Source organism: Bacillus cereus group sp. RP29, from assembly GCF_040459765.1.
GTDB lineage: Bacteria > Bacillota > Bacilli > Bacillales > Bacillaceae_G > Bacillus_A > Bacillus_A paranthracis.
In genome coordinates, this window is the sequence record NZ_JARVHN010000001.1 from 422,786 (window position 1) to 439,085 (window position 16,300).

The window sequence follows — 16,300 nt, forward strand, 5'->3', positions numbered from 1 at the left end:
TAAAACACTATGTTTTACGAGCTTTTCTTTATTATTCAGCTTCAGAAACAACTGTGAAGCGTTCGTTTACGTGTTTTGGATTTTCGATTTCATCAAGTGCTGCTACTGCGAAGTCTTCGTAACTTACGTAGCTATCACCTTTTGCGTTCACAAGAAGATTGTCTTTGCCAGCTGTATAAGAACCAGTGCGTTTTCCTAATGCGAATAGTGCAGAAGGGCTGATGAATGTCCAAGTAATATCGTTAGTTTGTTGCAGAATTTCTAAGTTTTTACCTTGGTTTTGAGCTGTTGCAAGGTATTCTTTCGGGAAACCTGGCGTTTCAAATACACGTGTTGTTTTCTCTTCGTCTACAAATAAGCTTCCAGCGCCGCCAACTACAAGTAATTTTGTATTTGGTGCACCTTTCATAGCTTCAATAAGTACGTTTCCTGCATCTACGTGAAGGTGTTCTTCGCCTGCTGGAGCGCCGAATGCATTGACAACTACATCGAATGCCTCTAGGTCGTTAGATGTAAGAGAGAATACATCTTTCTCTAAAACTTTTACATTGTCTTCTGTAATTTTTGCAGCGTTTCTTACGATTGCAGTTACTTCATGTCCGCGATCCAATGCTTCTTTTAAAATACGACTTCCTGCTTTACCAGTTGCTCCGATAATTCCGATTTTCATAATAAATCCCTCCAAAGTGTTTTGTTAAAGTGTATATCTGAAAGTGAATGAATGTATTGTAATTAGTTTTGTTACAACCTGTTGTAATCATTATAGTTACAGGTTGGTATTTTTGTCAATGGGTTGTTTAGGAATTTGTTTTTTGTTTTAGTATGTACATTTGCTAAAAAGAGGAGTCATGAAACCTCTAATATTTGGAAATCGAAAATTGTCGAAAAATTTTGATTTTTAAATATTTTTTAAATATAATTCGTTTTATGGAGAAAAGGAGGGGTTAATTGTATGAATATTTTGGAACAATTCGTTTCATCGACGAATACAATTCTTTGGTCGTATATTCTTATTGCAATGTTAATTGGTTTAGGTCTTTATTTTTCTATTAAATTGAAATTCGTACAAATTACTCATTTAGGGGAAATGATTCGATTAATGAGTGATGGATTAACTGGAAAGACGCGTAAAAAAGGTAGTGTATCTTCTTTCCAAGCATTTTGTATGAGTTCAGCAGCCCGTATTGGTATCGGTAACTTAGCTGGGGTAGCTTTAGCGATTTCTATGGGAGGACCTGGAGCAGTATTTTGGATGTGGGTTATTGCGATTATTGGGGCGTCTTCAAGTTTTGTAGAAAGTACGCTTGCCCAAATTTATAAAGTAAAAGACGGCAGTGGCTTCCGTGGTGGTCCTGCTTATTATATGGAAAAAGGTTTAAATAAACGTTGGATGGGAATTTGGTTTTCTATCCTTATTACAGTTAGTTACGGTTTAATTTTCAACTCAGTACAAGCAAATACAGTTACATTAGCGTTTAAAAATGCATTTGGTTTAGAACGTTATATTGTTGGGATTGTATTAGCTGTATTAGTTGCAGTTATTATTTTTGGTGGTGTAAAAAGTATCGCACGTATGTCGGAAATGATTGTTCCGCCAATGGCGCTTATTTATATTGCGGTAGCTATTTTCGTGGTCATTAAAAACTTCTATTTAATACCAGATGTGTTTACAGAAATCTTTAAAGGTGCATTCGGTTTAGATTCAGCTGTAGGTGGCGGTATCGGTGCTGCGATGAAATATGGTATTCAGCGCGGATTATTTGCGAACGAAGCAGGTATGGGTAGTGCGCCGAACGCGGCAGCAACAGCTGATGTAACGCATCCAGCAAAACAAGGTTTTATTCAAACAATTGGCGTATTAGTAGATACATTCTTAGTATGTACATCAACAGCATTTATCGTACTATGTTCTGGTGCATATAAAGCAACGAATTTAGAAGGTATTGAACTAACACAAAATGCATTAAGTTCACAAATTGGCCCATGGGCAAGTAGCTTCTTAGCGATTATTATTTTCTTATTTGCGTTTAGTTCACTTTTAGGAAACTACTATTATGGTGAAACGAATATTGAATTCATTAAACAAAGTAAAACTTGGTTAACAATTTACCGTATTGCGGTAGTGGGAATGGTATTATTCGGTTCTGTTGCGACGCTTCAAGTTGTTTGGAATATGGCAGACTTATTTATGGGTCTAATGGTAATCACAAACTTAATTGCGATTACACTTCTTGGCCGATTTGCGTATGCGGCATTGGCAGACTATGTAAGGCAAAAGAAACAAGGAAAAGATCCAGTCTTCCGTGCAGATTCTATTTCTGGTTTAACGAATACAGAGTGTTGGGATAAGTCAGCGGTAACGGATAAAGAAAAAGCAGTGTAAATGAAAAGGCGAGCATCGAGTTGAATTCGATGCTCGCCTTTTTTGTTGTAGTAAAGGATGAAAAGGGTGAGAGGTAATTGTTAATATAATTTTTGTTTGTTCATTTCTCATATTATTTGTAGGGAACGTACTGTCTTAAAGGTATGGCTGGTCGCATAGGATGAGTGATTTAGTATTGGATAAATGTGCGTACTAGTTATAATTTTGCGTAAAAAAACACATGTGTTAAGTAAGTTAACCTACTTATGTTAGAAAACCTAACATAAAGTTCTTGATTACTAAGAGTTTTTAGAATATAATTTTCTTATTGTTAGGAAGAGGGGGCAATGCAATTATGGATTTTTTAGCTAAGGTAATTGGGGATATAAATAATGTCCTTTGGTCATATATCATTATTGCGATGTTAATTGGGTTAGGACTTTACTTTTCATTTCGTGTGAAATTTGTCCAAGTTCGTTACTTCGGTGAAATGATTCGATTGCTTGGGGATGGGGCGAGTTCGAAAACGAGGAAAGCACAAAAAGAGAAGAGTGGTGTATCATCATTCCAGGCTTTTTGTATGAGTACAGCTTCTCGTGTAGGTACTGGTAACTTAGCTGGTGTAGCTATTGCAATTTCAGCAGGTGGTCCAGGAGCAGTATTTTGGATGTGGTTAATCGCGGTAATTGGGGGTGCTTCTGCATTTGTCGAGAGCACATTAGCGCAAATTTATAAAGTGAAAGATGGGAATACGTTCCGTGGTGGCCCAGCGTATTATATGGAAAAGGGTTTAAATAAGCGCTGGCTTGGAGCTATTTTCTCTGTATTAATAACAGTAAGTTTCGGATTAATTTTTAACGCTGTACAATCTAATACTGTAGCAGCTGCTTTTGATGGGGCATTCAAAACAGATAGTAGATTAGTAGGTCTTGTAATGGCTGGTTTACTTGCAGTTATTATTTTTGGCGGAGTAAAGCGAATTGCACGCGCGGTTGAAATGATTGTTCCAGTAATGGCGATTATTTATGTAGCAGTAGCATTATTCGTTGTTGTAACAAACATTACGGCAATTCCGTATGTATTTAAAGAAATTTTCTTACATGCTTTCGGAATTAAAGAAGTAGTAGGCGGGGGATTAGGTGCTGCGATTTTATTAGGGGTAAAACGCGGATTATTCTCAAATGAAGCAGGTATGGGTAGTGCGCCGAACGCGGCTGCGACTGCAAACGTAACGCACCCAGTTAAACAAGGTTTCATTCAAACTTTAGGGGTATTTACAGATACATTATTAATTTGTAGTTGTACAGCATTTATCATTCTTTTATCAGATGTGCATAATGCAGCTGATTTAAATGGTATTCAATTAACGCAACAAGCGTTAAGTCAACATATCGGTCCATGGGCTTCTATATTTGTAGCAGTTGCAATCTTCTTGTTTGCATTTAGTTCATTAGTAGGTAACTACTACTATGGTGAAACGAATATTGAATTCTTAAATGGAAGTAAAGTGCTATTAACAGCTTACCGCATTGCTGTACTTGGTATGGTTATGTTAGGTTCTGTAGCAACAATTCAAATCGTTTGGGATTTAGCAGATTTATTCATGGGTATTATGGCTGTTATTAACTTAGTGGCAATCGTATTCCTTTCTAAGTACGCTTTTGCGGCATTATCAGATTATGTAAAGCAAAAGAAACAAGGAAAAGATCCAGTCTTCTATGCGAATTCAATTCCAGGTTTGAAAAATACAGAGTGCTGGGAAGAGCAAGTAGCAGATAAAGAAAAAGCGGTATAATGAGGTGAGCATCAAGTGAAACTTGATGCTCATTTTTTGTTTTATCCAGATATTTGTCGGTAGTAAAAGACGAACATTAATGAGTGTTTTATAATAAAATGTAATTTTTTAAAGAAAAGTGCGGATATGAGTTGTGATTTATGTTAGAATGGAAAATGCCTTTGAAACAAGAGGTTTTATGATTTTTCCTATCTGATTGAAGATTTTGGAGGGGAAATGGAAAGTTCGGGTTATTTCTTGTTTTAGTGGTCAGACGTTCAACGTTAATGAAGAGTTAAATGGAGGATTTTATTAATGAAGTTTGTTATGTTTCTTGTAGGATTACTCGTTGTATTTGTACTCGGTTTTCTTATAAGCTCCGATCGAAAGAAGATTAAGTATAAACCAATCGCAATTATGCTTATTATTCAGCTAGCATTATCTTATTTCTTATTAAATACACAAGTTGGTTATATTTTAGTAAAAGGAATTTCAGATGGATTTGGCGCGCTTCTTGGATATGCAGAAGCTGGAATCGTTTTCGTATTTGGTGGCCTTGTTAATAAAGGAGAGGTTTCATTCTTCTTAACAGCGTTATTACCAATCGTATTCTTTGCCGTTTTAATTGGAATTCTGCAACACTTTAAAATTTTACCGATATTTATTCGTGCTATTGGTACGTTGTTAAGTAAAGTAAATGGTCTAGGAAAATTAGAATCATATAACGCAGTAGCAGCTGCCATTGTTGGGCAAGCGGAAGTATTTATTACAGTAAAAGATCAATTAAGTAAAATCCCAAAACACCGTTTATATACATTATGTGCATCTTCTATGTCGACAGTATCGATGTCAATCGTCGGTTCTTACATGAAAATGATCGAACCAAAATATGTAGTAACAGCACTTGTATTAAATTTATTTAGTGGTTTCATTATTATTCATATTATTAACCCGTACGATATTACAGAAGAAGAAGATACACTGAAATTAGAAAATAAGAAAAAACAGTCATTCTTTGAAATGCTAAGCGAATATATTATGCTTGGTTTCACAATCGCGATTACGGTAGCAGCGATGTTACTTGGTTTCGTAGCATTAATTACAGCAATCAATAGCTTGTTTGATTCTATGTTCGGTATTACATTCCAAGCTATTTTAGGATACATTTTCTCACCATTAGCATTCGTAATAGGTATTCCGCAAGCAGAGATGGTAACAGCGGGACAAATTATGGCAACGAAATTAGTATCAAACGAATTTGTTGCGATGCTTGATCTTGGAAAAGTAGCTGGTGATTTATCGGCTCGTACAGTTGGTATTCTTTCTGTATTCCTTGTATCATTTGCGAACTTCTCATCAATCGGAATTATCGCAGGTGCAACGAAAGGTATCGATGAAAATCAATCAAATGTTGTATCATCATTCGGTCTACGCCTTGTGTACGGTGCGACATTAGTAAGTATTTTATCAGCGATTATCGTTGGTGTTATGTTATAAAAAAGATGGTCCTAGCTCATAGCTAGGGCTATTTTTTTATGGTAAATTTGCATAGAAAAACCAATTAATTAGGAATATATTAACATATAAAAATCTTTTTAAATTTATATTGCTTTTCAGTTAGATAACGCTTACAATTTGATTTGTAGGTGGTATCAATTTCAGACTTTCAAGTATGGTAGGAGAGAAGAGGCTACCTTTAATAAATTGCAATTTATGTAAACGCTTACTGATTTTAGATAACAGTTGAATAGTATTTAGAGGTTTTAAATTTTTTAACATCAATGGTCAGACGTCATTCGTTATACGTTATACGTTATACGACCAATAACTCGTGGGAGAAGTGGAGGATTCACATATGAAAATAGTAATGTTTCTAGTCGGTTTACTTGTAGTATTTGTACTAGGGTTCCTTATCAGTTCAGATCGCAAGAAAATTAAATATAAACCAATTGCACTTATGCTTGTCATTCAATTGGTACTTGCATATTTCTTACTGAATACAAAAGTCGGATTTGTATTAGTAAAAGGGATTGCAGATGGGTTTGGCGCTATTTTAAAATTTGCGGAAGCAGGGGTTAATTTCGTATTTGGTGGTCTAGCAAATGATGGACAAGCACCATTCTTCTTAACGGTATTATTACCAATCATTTTCTTAGCAGTATTAATTGGGATCTTACAACATATTAAAATTTTACCGATTATCATTCGTGCAGTCGGTTTCCTATTAAGTAAAGTGAACGGTTTAGGAAAACTAGAATCATATAATGCAGTAGCAGCTGCGATTGTTGGTCAAGGGGAAGTATTCATTACAGTAAAAGATCAATTAAGCAAATTACCGAAAAATCGTTTATACACACTTTGTGCATCTTCCATGTCTACAGTATCGATGTCAATTGTCGGTTCTTATATGAAAATGATTGATCCAAAATATGTAGTAACGGCACTTGTATTAAACTTATTTAGTGGATTCATTATCGTTCATATTATTAATCCATATGACGTGAAAGAAGAAGACGACATTTTAGAATTACAAGAAGATAAAAAGCAAACATTCTTTGAAATGTTAGGCGAATATATTATGCTTGGTTTCTCTATCGCTGTAACAGTAGCGGCGATGTTAATTGGTTTCGTAGCATTAATTACAGCAATTAATGGTGTGTTCGATTCAATTTTCGGAATCACATTCCAAAGCATTTTAGGATACATTTTCTCACCATTAGCATTCGTAATGGGTATCCCAACATCAGAGATGCTAACAGCAGGACAAATTATGGCAACGAAATTAGTAACGAACGAATTCGTTGCAATGCTTGACCTTGGAAAAGTAGCTGGTGATTTATCAGCTCGTACAGTAGGTATTTTATCTATCTTCCTTGTATCATTTGCGAACTTCTCATCAATCGGAATTATCGCAGGTGCAACGAAGAGTATCGATGGCAAACAAGCAAACGTTGTATCATCATTCGGATTAAAACTTGTATACGGTGCAACGTTAGTAAGTATATTATCAGCGGTTATCGTTGGGGTTATGCTTTAATAAATAGTAAAGAGGTCGTTTATCTCTCGCCTAGAGGGATGAACGGCTTTTTTATTTTGGTATGATAAATAGTGTGGAGAGGGGGAATTAGGGTGAAAGAACAGAATAGTTTAAAGGAATTTGATGAGGTTATAGATAACATTAATCGTTTAACTGGAGAAGATGCTAGAGCGTTTTTGAAATTGATACATGGATATTTGAGCATAGTAGAAGAAGGAGATGGAACTTTTACTCATAGTGACTTTGTTGAAAAGGTTTCTGGGCTCTATAAAAAGGATGTGGCGAGGGTTATTCAACTTAGAGAAGAAATAAAAAAATCACCTTAATCCATTCATTAAGGTGATTGAAATACTACTCAGCTGGAGGCGTAAATGTACGTTTCTCTAATTCAGCATCTAGCATAAATAATGCGTTTGAATCGCTTGTAATACGTTTTAATTTTTGGATGATGCTATCGAATGAAGCTTCTTCTTCTACTTGCTCATCGACGAACCATTTTAAGAATGTAATTGTTGCGTGTTCACGCTCATCCCAGGCGATATCAGATAGGTTGTAAATACGTTTCGTTACTTCACGCTCGTGCTCAAGTGCCACTTCAAAAGCGTTCAGTACAGAGTCATATTCGTTATTTGGATTATCAAATCCAGTAATAATAGCGCGCTCACCGCGGTCATTAATGTAGTTGTAAAGCTTCATTGCGTGGAAACGTTCTTCTTCAGCTTGTACAAGGAAAAAGTTAGCGAATCCATCATAGCTCTCCGCCGTACAGTAAGCAGCCATTGCCATATAAGCGTGGGCAGAGTAAAATTCAAAGTTCATTTGATCGTTTAGTGCGTCGTGCAATTTTTTTGATAACATAAAATCCCCCTTAGTATTGTGACAAGAATATTATACCATAATTGATAATATTCTCATTTAGATGTCTCGAACCTTTTCGAAAGCTTTGTGACGTGTGCGTCCATAATGTCTTGTAAGTCCAAATCATATTTTTGCGAAAGAATAATAAGATTAGATAGTACATCACCAAGTTCTTCTTTTAGTTCTTGTTTTAGCTCTTCTTCTGTTTTCACGTTTTCATCAGGACGATCCCGACCGATTTCGATTGCGCGAACAACGCGTGAAACTTCCCCAACTTCCTCTGTTAAGAAATTTAACCGAATAAAGGCATTATACTGTGACCAGCTTCGTTTTTCGTAAAATTCCTCAACCCATCTTTCAAATGCGACAATATCCATTTCTTTCTCATCCCCTCAATATGTTGTACAATGTTCATTGTATCATAACAATATATAGTTTTGGGGTGTAAGGATGAGAAAGATTTGTGTGTTTGCAGGTTCCAATTTAGGGGAGAGACCAGAGTTCAAAGAGCAGGCAATTGAATTAGGTAAAATGTTTGTTGAGAATGATTATGAGCTTGTATACGGTGGTTCTTGCGTCGGATTAATGGGAGAAGTAGCAAACGAAGTTCTTCGCTTAGGTGGTCGTGTAACAGGTGTTATGCCGCGCGGTCTATTCCGAGGAGAGATCGTTCATACAGGGTTAACAGAATTAATTGAAGTAGAAACGATGCATGAACGTAAAGCGAAAATGGCAGAGCTTGCGGATGCTTTTATTGCACTACCAGGCGGATATGGAACGTTTGAAGAGCTATTTGAAGCAGTATGTTGGTCACAAATTGGTATACATAATAAGCCAGTTGGTTTATTGAACATAAAAGATTTTTATGGACCAATTCTGCAAATGGTTGAACGTGCAGCAGAAGAAGGATTCATGAATCCATCAAATAAAGAGTTAATCGTTTCAGCTGAGACAGCCGATAAATTAATTCATGAAATACAGAATTACGAGCGTCCTGTTTTAGGAACGAAGTGGAAGCAATTATTATAATACAATTGTATAGAGATTTTTGGAAACACATGTCATTTTATCTTCAAAAGACATGTGTTTTTAATTTGGTTAAATATGTTAATGTTAAGGTGTAATGTTTTGGGAAAAGGAGAAATAGATGGAAGAATTCGTGTTTTTAAGGCCGGTTTTTAAATGTATTTTAGCAGCATCTATTCTTGTTATGCTAATTGTTTCAATACAGAAGAAAGAACTGATTAATGCGTTTTCGCTTTGGTTTATTTCGATATTGTGTGTTGGTGTTTCGGCGATCACGTTGTTTATGTCTGGGTTTATTGTTGATGAGTATAATTTAGGTGGAGATTCGGTGTCGTTTGATATGTTTATTGGGATAGTTTGTATTAGCGGTTTGAATTTCATTATTTATTATAGGTGGAAATAAAAAGGAGGCATTCCGTATTACTTTGGAATGCCTTTATCATTTTGATTACTTTGTTTTTTATACAAGTACCAGCCACCCCAGCCGCCACCAATTGCTACTACAACGAGGAAAGCGTAGTCTTTCACCTCGATACGTATGTTGAAAATATTAGCTATAAGTAAGACAATCCCAACTGTTATTAATGCAAAAAATGCTCTAATTAAGTAGTCTTTCAACTGAACCACTCCCGCCATTTAAGTAGTAAATGATGAATATGGAAAAGCTTTTTTTGAATCTATGTTACTATATTTTAACATAAAAGAGATTGTAATATATTGATGAAAGTAGGGGATAGGGAGGTGCTAATATTGTCGTGATTTGTCGGTAAGTCGATATCCTATGTCGAATCGTCGATATAATGAAAAAATCGTTGATATATTTGAAAAATCGTCGATATATAGAGAAAATCGTTGATATAAATTTCATGTACCAGCACGCGCGACCATTCCATAGAAAAAAGCGACTCTGAACGAGCCGCTTCCGCTTTTAAGTAATATCCAGCTCCAGCAGCTAGAATCTCCGGTCATTTCGCTCTCTTGCTCGAAGCAAAAAGCGCTTCAAGCAAGAGAGCTTGAAGTGCCCTGCGATTCTGAGCAAGCCGCTTCCGCTTTAAAGTCTATTACTGATTCAAGAACGCACGTAGCATCCAAGCGTGTTTTTCTAGTTCTGTGTAGATGCCTAGTAGTAGGTCAGATGTCATTTCGTCGTCAGAGTTTTGAGCGATTTCCATGCCTTTTTTCAGTTCGACTAGCATCATTTCGTAGTCTTTCATGATTGCTTCGACCATCCCTTCTGCAGTTTCTCCGTATGCTGCTTCTTGAATAGAAGATATTTCTAGGTACTCTTTCATTGTTGCTACTGGTTTGCCACCAATTGCTAAAATACGTTCTGCAATTTCATCGATGTGAGTAGCTGATTCTGTGTAAAGTTCTTCGAATTTCTCATGTAATGTGAAGAATTGAGGTCCTTTTACGTACCAATGGAAGTTGTGTAGTTTTGTGAATAAAACGCTCCAGTCTGCTACTTGTTTGTTTAATACTTCGATTACTTGTTTGTTCATTATGATCAATCTCCTTTTGAGTTGTTATGTGATATCAATTACTAATTTATAATTATTATAATCTAGTAATTCGTATAAATCAACCCTTTTGCTGGAATTAATTTGAACAAATTATGAACTGTGTAAATAAAAATCCCTATTACTGTAGAGTAATAGGGATTTTGTTTGATATATAGCTCTTGTTCTGAACGAGCCGCTTCACCGTTTAGTTGTTATACAGCTTTTTTATTCTCTTCTACATCCTGTCCATCCCAGCACTCTGTATTTTGTAAGCCAGGGATAGAGCTTGCAACGAAAACAGGATCTTTTCCTTGTTTCTTTTGCTTCATATAGTCTACTAATGCTGCGTAGGCGAATTTGCTTAGGAATGAGATGGCAATTAAGTTTGTCAATACCATTAGTCCCATGAATAAATCAGCTAAGCTCCAAACTGTTTGAAGGGCAGCGATTGATCCGAAGAATACCATTCCGACAACTGCAACGCGATAAATCATTAACCAAGTTTTGCTTTCTTTAATAAATGCGATGTTTGTTTCACCATAATAGTAGTTTCCTAGTAAAGAACTGAACGCGAATAGGAAAATAATAATTGCTAAGAAAGTGCTTGCCCATGGTCCGATTTGTGAACTTAATGCATTTTGTGTTAATTCAATACCCTGTAAATTTGTTCCTTTGTAAAGTCCAGAGCATAATACGATAAATGCTGTTGATGTACATACTAAGAATGTGTCTACGAAAACACCTAACGCTTGAACAAGTCCTTGTTTGACAGGGTGAGATACATCTGATGTTGCGGCTGCGTTAGGGGAGCTACCCATACCTGCTTCTGTTGCGAATAGACCGCGCTGAATTCCGAATTTAATTGCTGCTCCAATACCACCAGCGATGGCTTGGTCTAAACCGAATGCGCCATTAAATATTTCCATAAAAATGCTTGGTAACATAGTAAAGTTGTTAATAACAACAAAAATAGCCACACCAATATAAATGATTGCCATTGGAGGAACAATCATTTCCGTAATACGTGAAATGCTCTTAATACCACCGAAAATAATAACTGCAACTAATAAAGCTAATAGAGCTCCTACGATCGTTCGCTCTAGTCCAAAAGCATTTTCAAATGCTATTGTTACTGTGTTTGCTTGTACAGAGTTGAAAATTAATCCGTACGCAACTGTAATAAGAAGTGAGAACCAAACACCCATCCAGCGTTTGTTTAATCCTTTTTCCATATAATATGCTGGGCCACCACGGAATCTGCTTCCATCTTTTACTTTATAAATTTGCGCGAGCGTACATTCTACGAAACTAGTAGCTGCTCCAAGGATAGCGATAAACCACATCCAAAATACTGCGCCAGGTCCGCCCATTGAGATAGCTAATGCTACACCAGCTAAGTTTCCGATACCGATACGTGCAGCTGCACTTAAGCAAAATGCTTGGAACGGGGAGATGCTATCTTTCTTTTTTTCTTTTCGATTAAATCCTTTACTAATTAAACCGACCATCTCACCGAAATGAGTAATTTGGACAAATTTTAATTTAAAAGAGAAATAAAGACCGAAGCCGATTAGCATTGCAATAAGAATATATGACCATAAAATATTATTCGTTACCTCAAGGAATCTGCTAAAGATATCAACCATATAATACACTTCCTTTTTTCCGTAATAAGAAAATTATATGCAAAAAATATACGAGAATCAATTTTTCTAAAAAATCATGTTACTTAAATCTATTTTGTGTTATGATTATGTTACATGATAATATTTTTAGAATTATTTACATTTTAAAAAACTAAATGTAAAGCGAGAAAGAGGGGATGATTTGAAAGAAGAATCTTTATGGAAAGTAAGCCTTGAGAGTTTGAAAATGAGAAGTAATATATGTTTTATCATTACATCTTTTAGTATCTTTTTAGGAGCCACTTATTATTACAATAAAAGATTTCCAAATCACAGGTATCCTGAATGGTTAGAATTTCTAAAATGGATTGGATGAACAAAAGATAGAAAAACAGAAAATTTAAATAAAATTCGAGGAGGAGCTAAAGATGAATATTAGAGAAAGTGAACTTCCGGGTATTGGCTATAAATTTCAAATCGTTACGAAAGGTAATGAAAAGATGGTAATTGTTATTCATGATGACGGACGTAGAGAAATGTATCATTTTGATTCAGACCATGAAGAAAGTATCTCAAGTATTTCATTACGCGACTCAGAGGCAAGACAAATTGCAGCAATATTAGGTGGAATGGTGTATAAACCTAGAGCATTAGAAAATGTTGAAATGGTCTTTGAAGGTTTAGCGATTGAGTGGTTTAAAGTAGAGAATGCTGCGCCAGCAATCGGAAAAACAATCGGCGATCTGGAAATAAGAAAAACATATAGCGTAACGATTATTGCAGTTATGAAAAAGAATATGAAAAAGCTATTTAATCCAGGACCAGACACGGTAATTGAAGAAGGCGATATGCTTGTAGTTTCAGGCGAGAGAGAAGAAATTAAAAAAATTATTAATGAGTTACTTTCGAATAGGGGGACTGACTAGATGGATACGTTAATTTTTGAAGTTGGTACAGCGTTAGTATTAGTTGCAATTGCGGCAGTAATTGCTGGAAAGTTTAAATTCTCAGTCATTCCGTTTCTAATTGTTCTTGGGATGCTAGTGGGACCACATGCGCCGACAATAGGTGTGATCGATTTCAAATTTATTGAAAGTGCAAATGTAATTTCGTTTCTTGGACGGATTGGCGTTCTGTTTCTTCTGTTCTATCTAGGACTAGAGTTTTCAATGAAAAAACTAATTAAATCTGGACGTTCTATTGCGATTGGTGGAACGATCTATATTTTAATTAACTTTTCACTTGGGTTATTATACGGATTTATAATGGGATTCCCTTTACTAGAAATCTTAATTATTGCGGGGATTATTACGATTTCTTCTAGTGCTATCGTTGCAAAGGTGTTAGTGGATTTAAGAAGAACTGGTAATAATGAGACCGAATTAATTTTAGGAATTATCATGTTCGAAGATATATTCCTGGCTGTATATTTATCAGTCGTTTCTGGATTAGTTCTAGGGGATCACGCTTCATTCTTAGGTGCCCTTACTTCAATCGGAATTGCTTTAGGATATATGCTTCTATTCTTTATTGTAGCTAGAAAGGCGACGCCGTTATTAAATAAATTGCTCAATATTAGTTCAGATGAAATTTTCATTATTGTAGTATTTGCTTCATTATTCTTTATTGCAGGATTCTCGGAAACAATTCACGTTGCTGAAGCAATTGGAGCACTTCTTTTAGGGTTAGTTTTCTCTGAGACAGAGCATAGTGACAGAATTGAACATCTCGTTGTTCCATTTAGAGACTTTTTCGGAGCTATTTTCTTCTTCAGTTTCGGATTAAGCATTGATCCGTTCTCACTGGGCGGAGCGATATGGTTAACGTTAGGTGCTGTCCTTCTTACAATCATCGGAAACTTTATAGCAGGGATGATTGCTGGGAGACAAGCTGGATTATCTCATAAAGCATCAACAAATATTGGATTAACAATCGTTTCAAGAGGAGAATTCTCCATCATTATGGCCAATATTGGTATCGCGGGTGGTTTAATGTCAGTCTTGAAGCCATTTTCAGCACTATACGTGCTTATACTATCTATCTTAGGTCCACTTCTGACGAAAGAGTCAAAGAATGTATATAAATTTTTAAATAAAGTCTTTAAGTGGGATACGAAGACTAACTAAATTAAAAAAATGAAAGTAAAAGATATGTATGAAAAATTGATTGCGGAAAAGGAATCTATGTCGATATAGATTCCTTTTTGATTGGCATTTTTTCAAGGATGAAAGAATACGTTTAATATTTACCATATTGTGGCATACATATAGAAAAAGGATGCTTGGAAAGGGGAATAAAGAGAAATGGAACTCCAGTTTCAAAATGTATATCAACAGGTGGAGAATTGGTATGTGTTGGATTCGGAGCTTCCTTGGGATGTCAAAAGGCTTAGAGACGATTTATTTTCACTGATTGAAGTATGTAAAACACCGGTTATTTTTTGTGATACGTGTGATGCGAATCATGTCCTTTTATCATTAGGAGAAGAAGAAGAGGAATTTTTATTCCCGGTAGGTGGTTTTTATCATAAAGAAAAACAATTAATTTTTGTTTGTATGTGGGAAGAGTATGAGCAAGTCCTTAAAACACTACTGCATGAATTTCGTCATGCAATGCAGCATAAGAGCGAAGTATTATATGTGGGAAGTGAATTGTACGAAGATAGATGGATTGAGAAAGATGCGAGAAAGTTCGCGGAGAGGAAGTTAGATGAATATAAAAATAGAAAGTTAATGTAAAGCATAGTGGAGAAATGACGCTGTGCTTTCTTTGTTTCTTACTAAAAATAAGTAATTGACTTTTATAAAGTTTAGTTCTAAACTAATGGTATGAAACGAGCGAGGTGATGAAATGAAAACAGAAGATAGACTAGGTTTACTCCTATGGTTTCGTTTATCACGTTTTTATAACAAAAGTATTCGTGAGACGAATCAGCATTTGAAAGAATGGAATGTATCTGCCGCTCAGTTTGATGTACTAGCTCAAGTTGGAGGGCATGATCGTTTAACGCAGCAAGAGCTTGGAAATAAGCTATTTGTTACGAAGGGAAATATTACGCAGCTTTTAAATAAAATGGAGCAGCTCGAGTGGATTCGTCGTGAACAAGAAGGTACTACAAAATATATTTCATTAACAGAAAAGGGAAGAGCTTTATATGAAGAAATCGTCCCGCCTCAAGAAACATTCCAAGCGGAGCAGTTTCAAAATTTAAATGTAGAAGAACAACATCAATTATTACAATTACTAAAAAAGTTACAGTGAGAAAAATTTTAAAATAAATCTTGAATTCGAGATAATATGAGGTGAACGGTATGTTTAGAAAAGTTGATCATAAAAATATGGGAAGAGCAAATCACGGTTGGTTAAATACACATTTTCATTTTTCCTTTGCCAATTACTATAATCCTAATAACATGAACTTTGGTGCATTACGTGTAATTAATGATGACTTAGTAGCACCGCAAACTGGTTTTGATATGCATCCACACCGCGATATGGAAATCATTTCGTACGTTGTAGACGGTGCTTTAACACATGAAGATAGCATGGGGAACCGCGGAACAATTGAGCGTGGACATGTTCAATATATGAGTGCTGGCACAGGTGTATTTCATAGTGAGCATAATTTAGGAAATGAAACATTACGTTTATTACAAATTTGGATTTTACCAGACCGTGAGGATCATAAGCCAAACTATGGTGAGTTTAAATTTGATTGGAGCAAGCGTGAAAATGAATGGTTTCATATGGTATCTCAAGTAGAAGGCGGGGCACCAATTCAAATTCATCAAGATGCGAATTTATATTCTTTATCGTTAGAAGCAGGAAAAGAAATTCATTTTCCAGTGAAAGAAGGCCGTCAATTGTATGTTGTACAAATTGAAGGTAGTAGTGTAATCAATGGTGAGACACTTGTTATGCGTGATGCAGCAGAAGCGATTGAAGAAGATATTCATATTGAAGCGAAAGAGCAATCACACTATTTAGCAATTGAATTGAAAAAGCAATAAAATGTTTATAAAAAAGAGGACGTCCGATGGGATATCCTCTTTTTTTGAGTGGAATTGTCAGAAAAAACTTTCTCAAATTTTAGGTAAAGGTATCCGCTTGAAAACC

18 protein-coding genes are annotated in these 16,300 nt (G+C 35.6%); 12 read left to right on the plus strand and 6 right to left on the minus strand.

All coding sequences use genetic code 11. From position 1 onward, the window contains the following. Nucleotides 1–31 precede the first annotated feature (31 nt). Complete coding sequence (locus QCI47_RS02075) at nt 32–670, minus strand: NAD(P)-dependent oxidoreductase (RefSeq protein WP_061131787.1); 639 nt, start codon at nt 668–670, stop codon at nt 32–34. A 282-nt stretch (nt 671–952) separates the two neighbouring features. Here QCI47_RS02075 and QCI47_RS02080 point away from each other — a divergent pair, with 282 nt between their 5' ends. The 5 genes from QCI47_RS02080 to QCI47_RS02100 all read left to right on the plus strand — a co-directional run bounded on the left by QCI47_RS02080 (nt 953) and on the right by QCI47_RS02100 (nt 7,499). Continuing rightward, nucleotides 953–2,383, plus strand: a complete 1,431-nt coding sequence (locus tag QCI47_RS02080) for an alanine/glycine:cation symporter family protein (protein ID WP_061131786.1) — start codon at nt 953–955, stop codon at nt 2,381–2,383. Nucleotides 2,384–2,717: 334 nt separating this feature from the next. Beyond that, the gene (locus tag QCI47_RS02085) at nt 2,718–4,157 is read left to right on the plus strand and encodes an alanine/glycine:cation symporter family protein (protein WP_000346385.1); all 1,440 of its coding nucleotides are present in this window, start codon (nt 2,718–2,720) and stop codon (nt 4,155–4,157) included. 294 nt (nt 4,158–4,451) lie between these two features. Beyond that, nucleotides 4,452–5,633, plus strand: a complete 1,182-nt coding sequence (locus tag QCI47_RS02090; protein WP_309422169.1) for a NupC/NupG family nucleoside CNT transporter — start codon at nt 4,452–4,454, stop codon at nt 5,631–5,633. A 358-nt stretch (nt 5,634–5,991) separates the two neighbouring features. Further along, the gene (locus QCI47_RS02095) at nt 5,992–7,173 is read left to right on the plus strand and encodes a NupC/NupG family nucleoside CNT transporter (protein ID WP_000706846.1); all 1,182 of its coding nucleotides are present in this window, start codon (nt 5,992–5,994) and stop codon (nt 7,171–7,173) included. A gap of 92 nt (nt 7,174–7,265) precedes the next feature. Further along, nucleotides 7,266–7,499: a hypothetical protein gene (locus tag QCI47_RS02100; RefSeq protein WP_000664136.1), complete on the plus strand. Its 234-nt coding sequence runs from the start codon at nt 7,266–7,268 to the stop codon at nt 7,497–7,499. Nucleotides 7,500–7,524: 25 nt separating this feature from the next. Here QCI47_RS02100 and QCI47_RS02105 read toward each other — a convergent pair whose 3' ends face one another. Together QCI47_RS02105 and QCI47_RS02110 are read right to left on the minus strand one after the other, a co-directional pair. After that, entirely contained in the window at nt 7,525–8,031 is a 507-nt protein-coding gene (locus tag QCI47_RS02105) for a ferritin (RefSeq protein ID WP_000949389.1), read from the minus strand. A gap of 53 nt (nt 8,032–8,084) precedes the next feature. Continuing rightward, nucleotides 8,085–8,408, minus strand: coding sequence for a MazG nucleotide pyrophosphohydrolase domain-containing protein (locus QCI47_RS02110; protein WP_000355737.1), 324 nt, complete (start codon nt 8,406–8,408; stop codon nt 8,085–8,087). 73 nt (nt 8,409–8,481) lie between these two features. Here QCI47_RS02110 and QCI47_RS02115 point away from each other — a divergent pair, with 73 nt between their 5' ends. Both QCI47_RS02115 and QCI47_RS02120 read left to right on the plus strand, forming a co-directional pair. After that, nucleotides 8,482–9,060, plus strand: a complete 579-nt coding sequence (locus tag QCI47_RS02115) for an LOG family protein (protein WP_001225737.1) — start codon at nt 8,482–8,484, stop codon at nt 9,058–9,060. A 118-nt stretch (nt 9,061–9,178) separates the two neighbouring features. Then, entirely contained in the window at nt 9,179–9,460 is a 282-nt protein-coding gene (locus QCI47_RS02120) for a hypothetical protein (RefSeq protein WP_309422171.1), read from the plus strand. Between the two features lie 17 nt (nt 9,461–9,477). Here the strand turns inward: QCI47_RS02120 and QCI47_RS02125 are convergent, their stop codons facing one another. The 3 genes from QCI47_RS02125 to QCI47_RS02135 form a co-directional block, all read right to left on the minus strand. Beyond that, nucleotides 9,478–9,675 (minus strand): hypothetical protein, encoded by a 198-nt coding sequence (locus QCI47_RS02125; protein WP_000656322.1) that lies wholly within the window; start codon nt 9,673–9,675, stop codon nt 9,478–9,480. 443 nt (nt 9,676–10,118) lie between these two features. After that, nucleotides 10,119–10,559 carry a Dps family protein gene (locus tag QCI47_RS02130; RefSeq protein ID WP_001041890.1) on the minus strand — a complete coding sequence of 147 codons (441 nt, stop codon included), beginning with the start codon at nt 10,557–10,559 and terminating at the stop codon, nt 10,119–10,121. Nucleotides 10,560–10,771: 212 nt separating this feature from the next. Then, nucleotides 10,772–12,205 (minus strand): alanine/glycine:cation symporter family protein, encoded by a 1,434-nt coding sequence (locus QCI47_RS02135; RefSeq protein WP_000227570.1) that lies wholly within the window; start codon nt 12,203–12,205, stop codon nt 10,772–10,774. Nucleotides 12,206–12,612: 407 nt separating this feature from the next. Between QCI47_RS02135 and QCI47_RS02140 the strand changes: the two genes are divergently transcribed. The 5 genes from QCI47_RS02140 (at nt 12,613) to QCI47_RS02160 (ending at nt 16,194) form a co-directional block, all read left to right on the plus strand. After that, on the plus strand, nt 12,613–13,110 hold the full coding sequence (locus QCI47_RS02140; RefSeq protein ID WP_001026068.1) for a cation:proton antiporter regulatory subunit: 498 nt from the start codon (nt 12,613–12,615) through the stop codon (nt 13,108–13,110). Next, the gene (locus tag QCI47_RS02145) at nt 13,111–14,310 is read left to right on the plus strand and encodes a cation:proton antiporter (RefSeq protein ID WP_000380208.1); all 1,200 of its coding nucleotides are present in this window, start codon (nt 13,111–13,113) and stop codon (nt 14,308–14,310) included. A gap of 177 nt (nt 14,311–14,487) precedes the next feature. Beyond that, the gene (locus QCI47_RS02150) at nt 14,488–14,922 is read left to right on the plus strand and encodes a DUF3920 family protein (RefSeq protein WP_000422825.1); all 435 of its coding nucleotides are present in this window, start codon (nt 14,488–14,490) and stop codon (nt 14,920–14,922) included. Nucleotides 14,923–15,034: 112 nt separating this feature from the next. Then, the gene (locus QCI47_RS02155) at nt 15,035–15,445 is read left to right on the plus strand and encodes a MarR family winged helix-turn-helix transcriptional regulator (RefSeq protein ID WP_000845457.1); all 411 of its coding nucleotides are present in this window, start codon (nt 15,035–15,037) and stop codon (nt 15,443–15,445) included. A gap of 50 nt (nt 15,446–15,495) precedes the next feature. Continuing rightward, the gene (locus QCI47_RS02160) at nt 15,496–16,194 is read left to right on the plus strand and encodes a pirin family protein (RefSeq protein WP_061185440.1); all 699 of its coding nucleotides are present in this window, start codon (nt 15,496–15,498) and stop codon (nt 16,192–16,194) included. Nucleotides 16,195–16,300: the final 106 nt, after the last annotated feature.

What these genes read in the sequence shown, in the direction of transcription:
- QCI47_RS02075 (WP_061131787.1), bottom strand. Translation starts at nt 670, where the DNA reads ATGAAAATCGGAATTATCGGAGCAACTGGTAAAGCAGGAAGTCGTATT.
- QCI47_RS02080 (WP_061131786.1), top strand. Translation starts at nt 953, where the DNA reads ATGAATATTTTGGAACAATTCGTTTCATCGACGAATACAATTCTTTGG.
- QCI47_RS02085 (WP_000346385.1), top strand. Translation starts at nt 2,718, where the DNA reads ATGGATTTTTTAGCTAAGGTAATTGGGGATATAAATAATGTCCTTTGG.
- QCI47_RS02090 (WP_309422169.1), top strand. Translation starts at nt 4,452, where the DNA reads ATGAAGTTTGTTATGTTTCTTGTAGGATTACTCGTTGTATTTGTACTC.
- QCI47_RS02095 (WP_000706846.1), top strand. Translation starts at nt 5,992, where the DNA reads ATGAAAATAGTAATGTTTCTAGTCGGTTTACTTGTAGTATTTGTACTA.
- QCI47_RS02105 (WP_000949389.1), bottom strand. Translation starts at nt 8,031, where the DNA reads ATGTTATCAAAAAAATTGCACGACGCACTAAACGATCAAATGAACTTT.
- QCI47_RS02110 (WP_000355737.1), bottom strand. Translation starts at nt 8,408, where the DNA reads ATGGATATTGTCGCATTTGAAAGATGGGTTGAGGAATTTTACGAAAAA.
- QCI47_RS02115 (WP_001225737.1), top strand. Translation starts at nt 8,482, where the DNA reads ATGAGAAAGATTTGTGTGTTTGCAGGTTCCAATTTAGGGGAGAGACCA.
- QCI47_RS02120 (WP_309422171.1), top strand. Translation starts at nt 9,179, where the DNA reads ATGGAAGAATTCGTGTTTTTAAGGCCGGTTTTTAAATGTATTTTAGCA.
- QCI47_RS02130 (WP_001041890.1), bottom strand. Translation starts at nt 10,559, where the DNA reads ATGAACAAACAAGTAATCGAAGTATTAAACAAACAAGTAGCAGACTGG.
- QCI47_RS02135 (WP_000227570.1), bottom strand. Translation starts at nt 12,205, where the DNA reads ATGGTTGATATCTTTAGCAGATTCCTTGAGGTAACGAATAATATTTTA.
- QCI47_RS02140 (WP_001026068.1), top strand. Translation starts at nt 12,613, where the DNA reads ATGAATATTAGAGAAAGTGAACTTCCGGGTATTGGCTATAAATTTCAA.
- QCI47_RS02145 (WP_000380208.1), top strand. Translation starts at nt 13,111, where the DNA reads ATGGATACGTTAATTTTTGAAGTTGGTACAGCGTTAGTATTAGTTGCA.
- QCI47_RS02150 (WP_000422825.1), top strand. Translation starts at nt 14,488, where the DNA reads ATGGAACTCCAGTTTCAAAATGTATATCAACAGGTGGAGAATTGGTAT.
- QCI47_RS02155 (WP_000845457.1), top strand. Translation starts at nt 15,035, where the DNA reads ATGAAAACAGAAGATAGACTAGGTTTACTCCTATGGTTTCGTTTATCA.
- QCI47_RS02160 (WP_061185440.1), top strand. Translation starts at nt 15,496, where the DNA reads ATGTTTAGAAAAGTTGATCATAAAAATATGGGAAGAGCAAATCACGGT.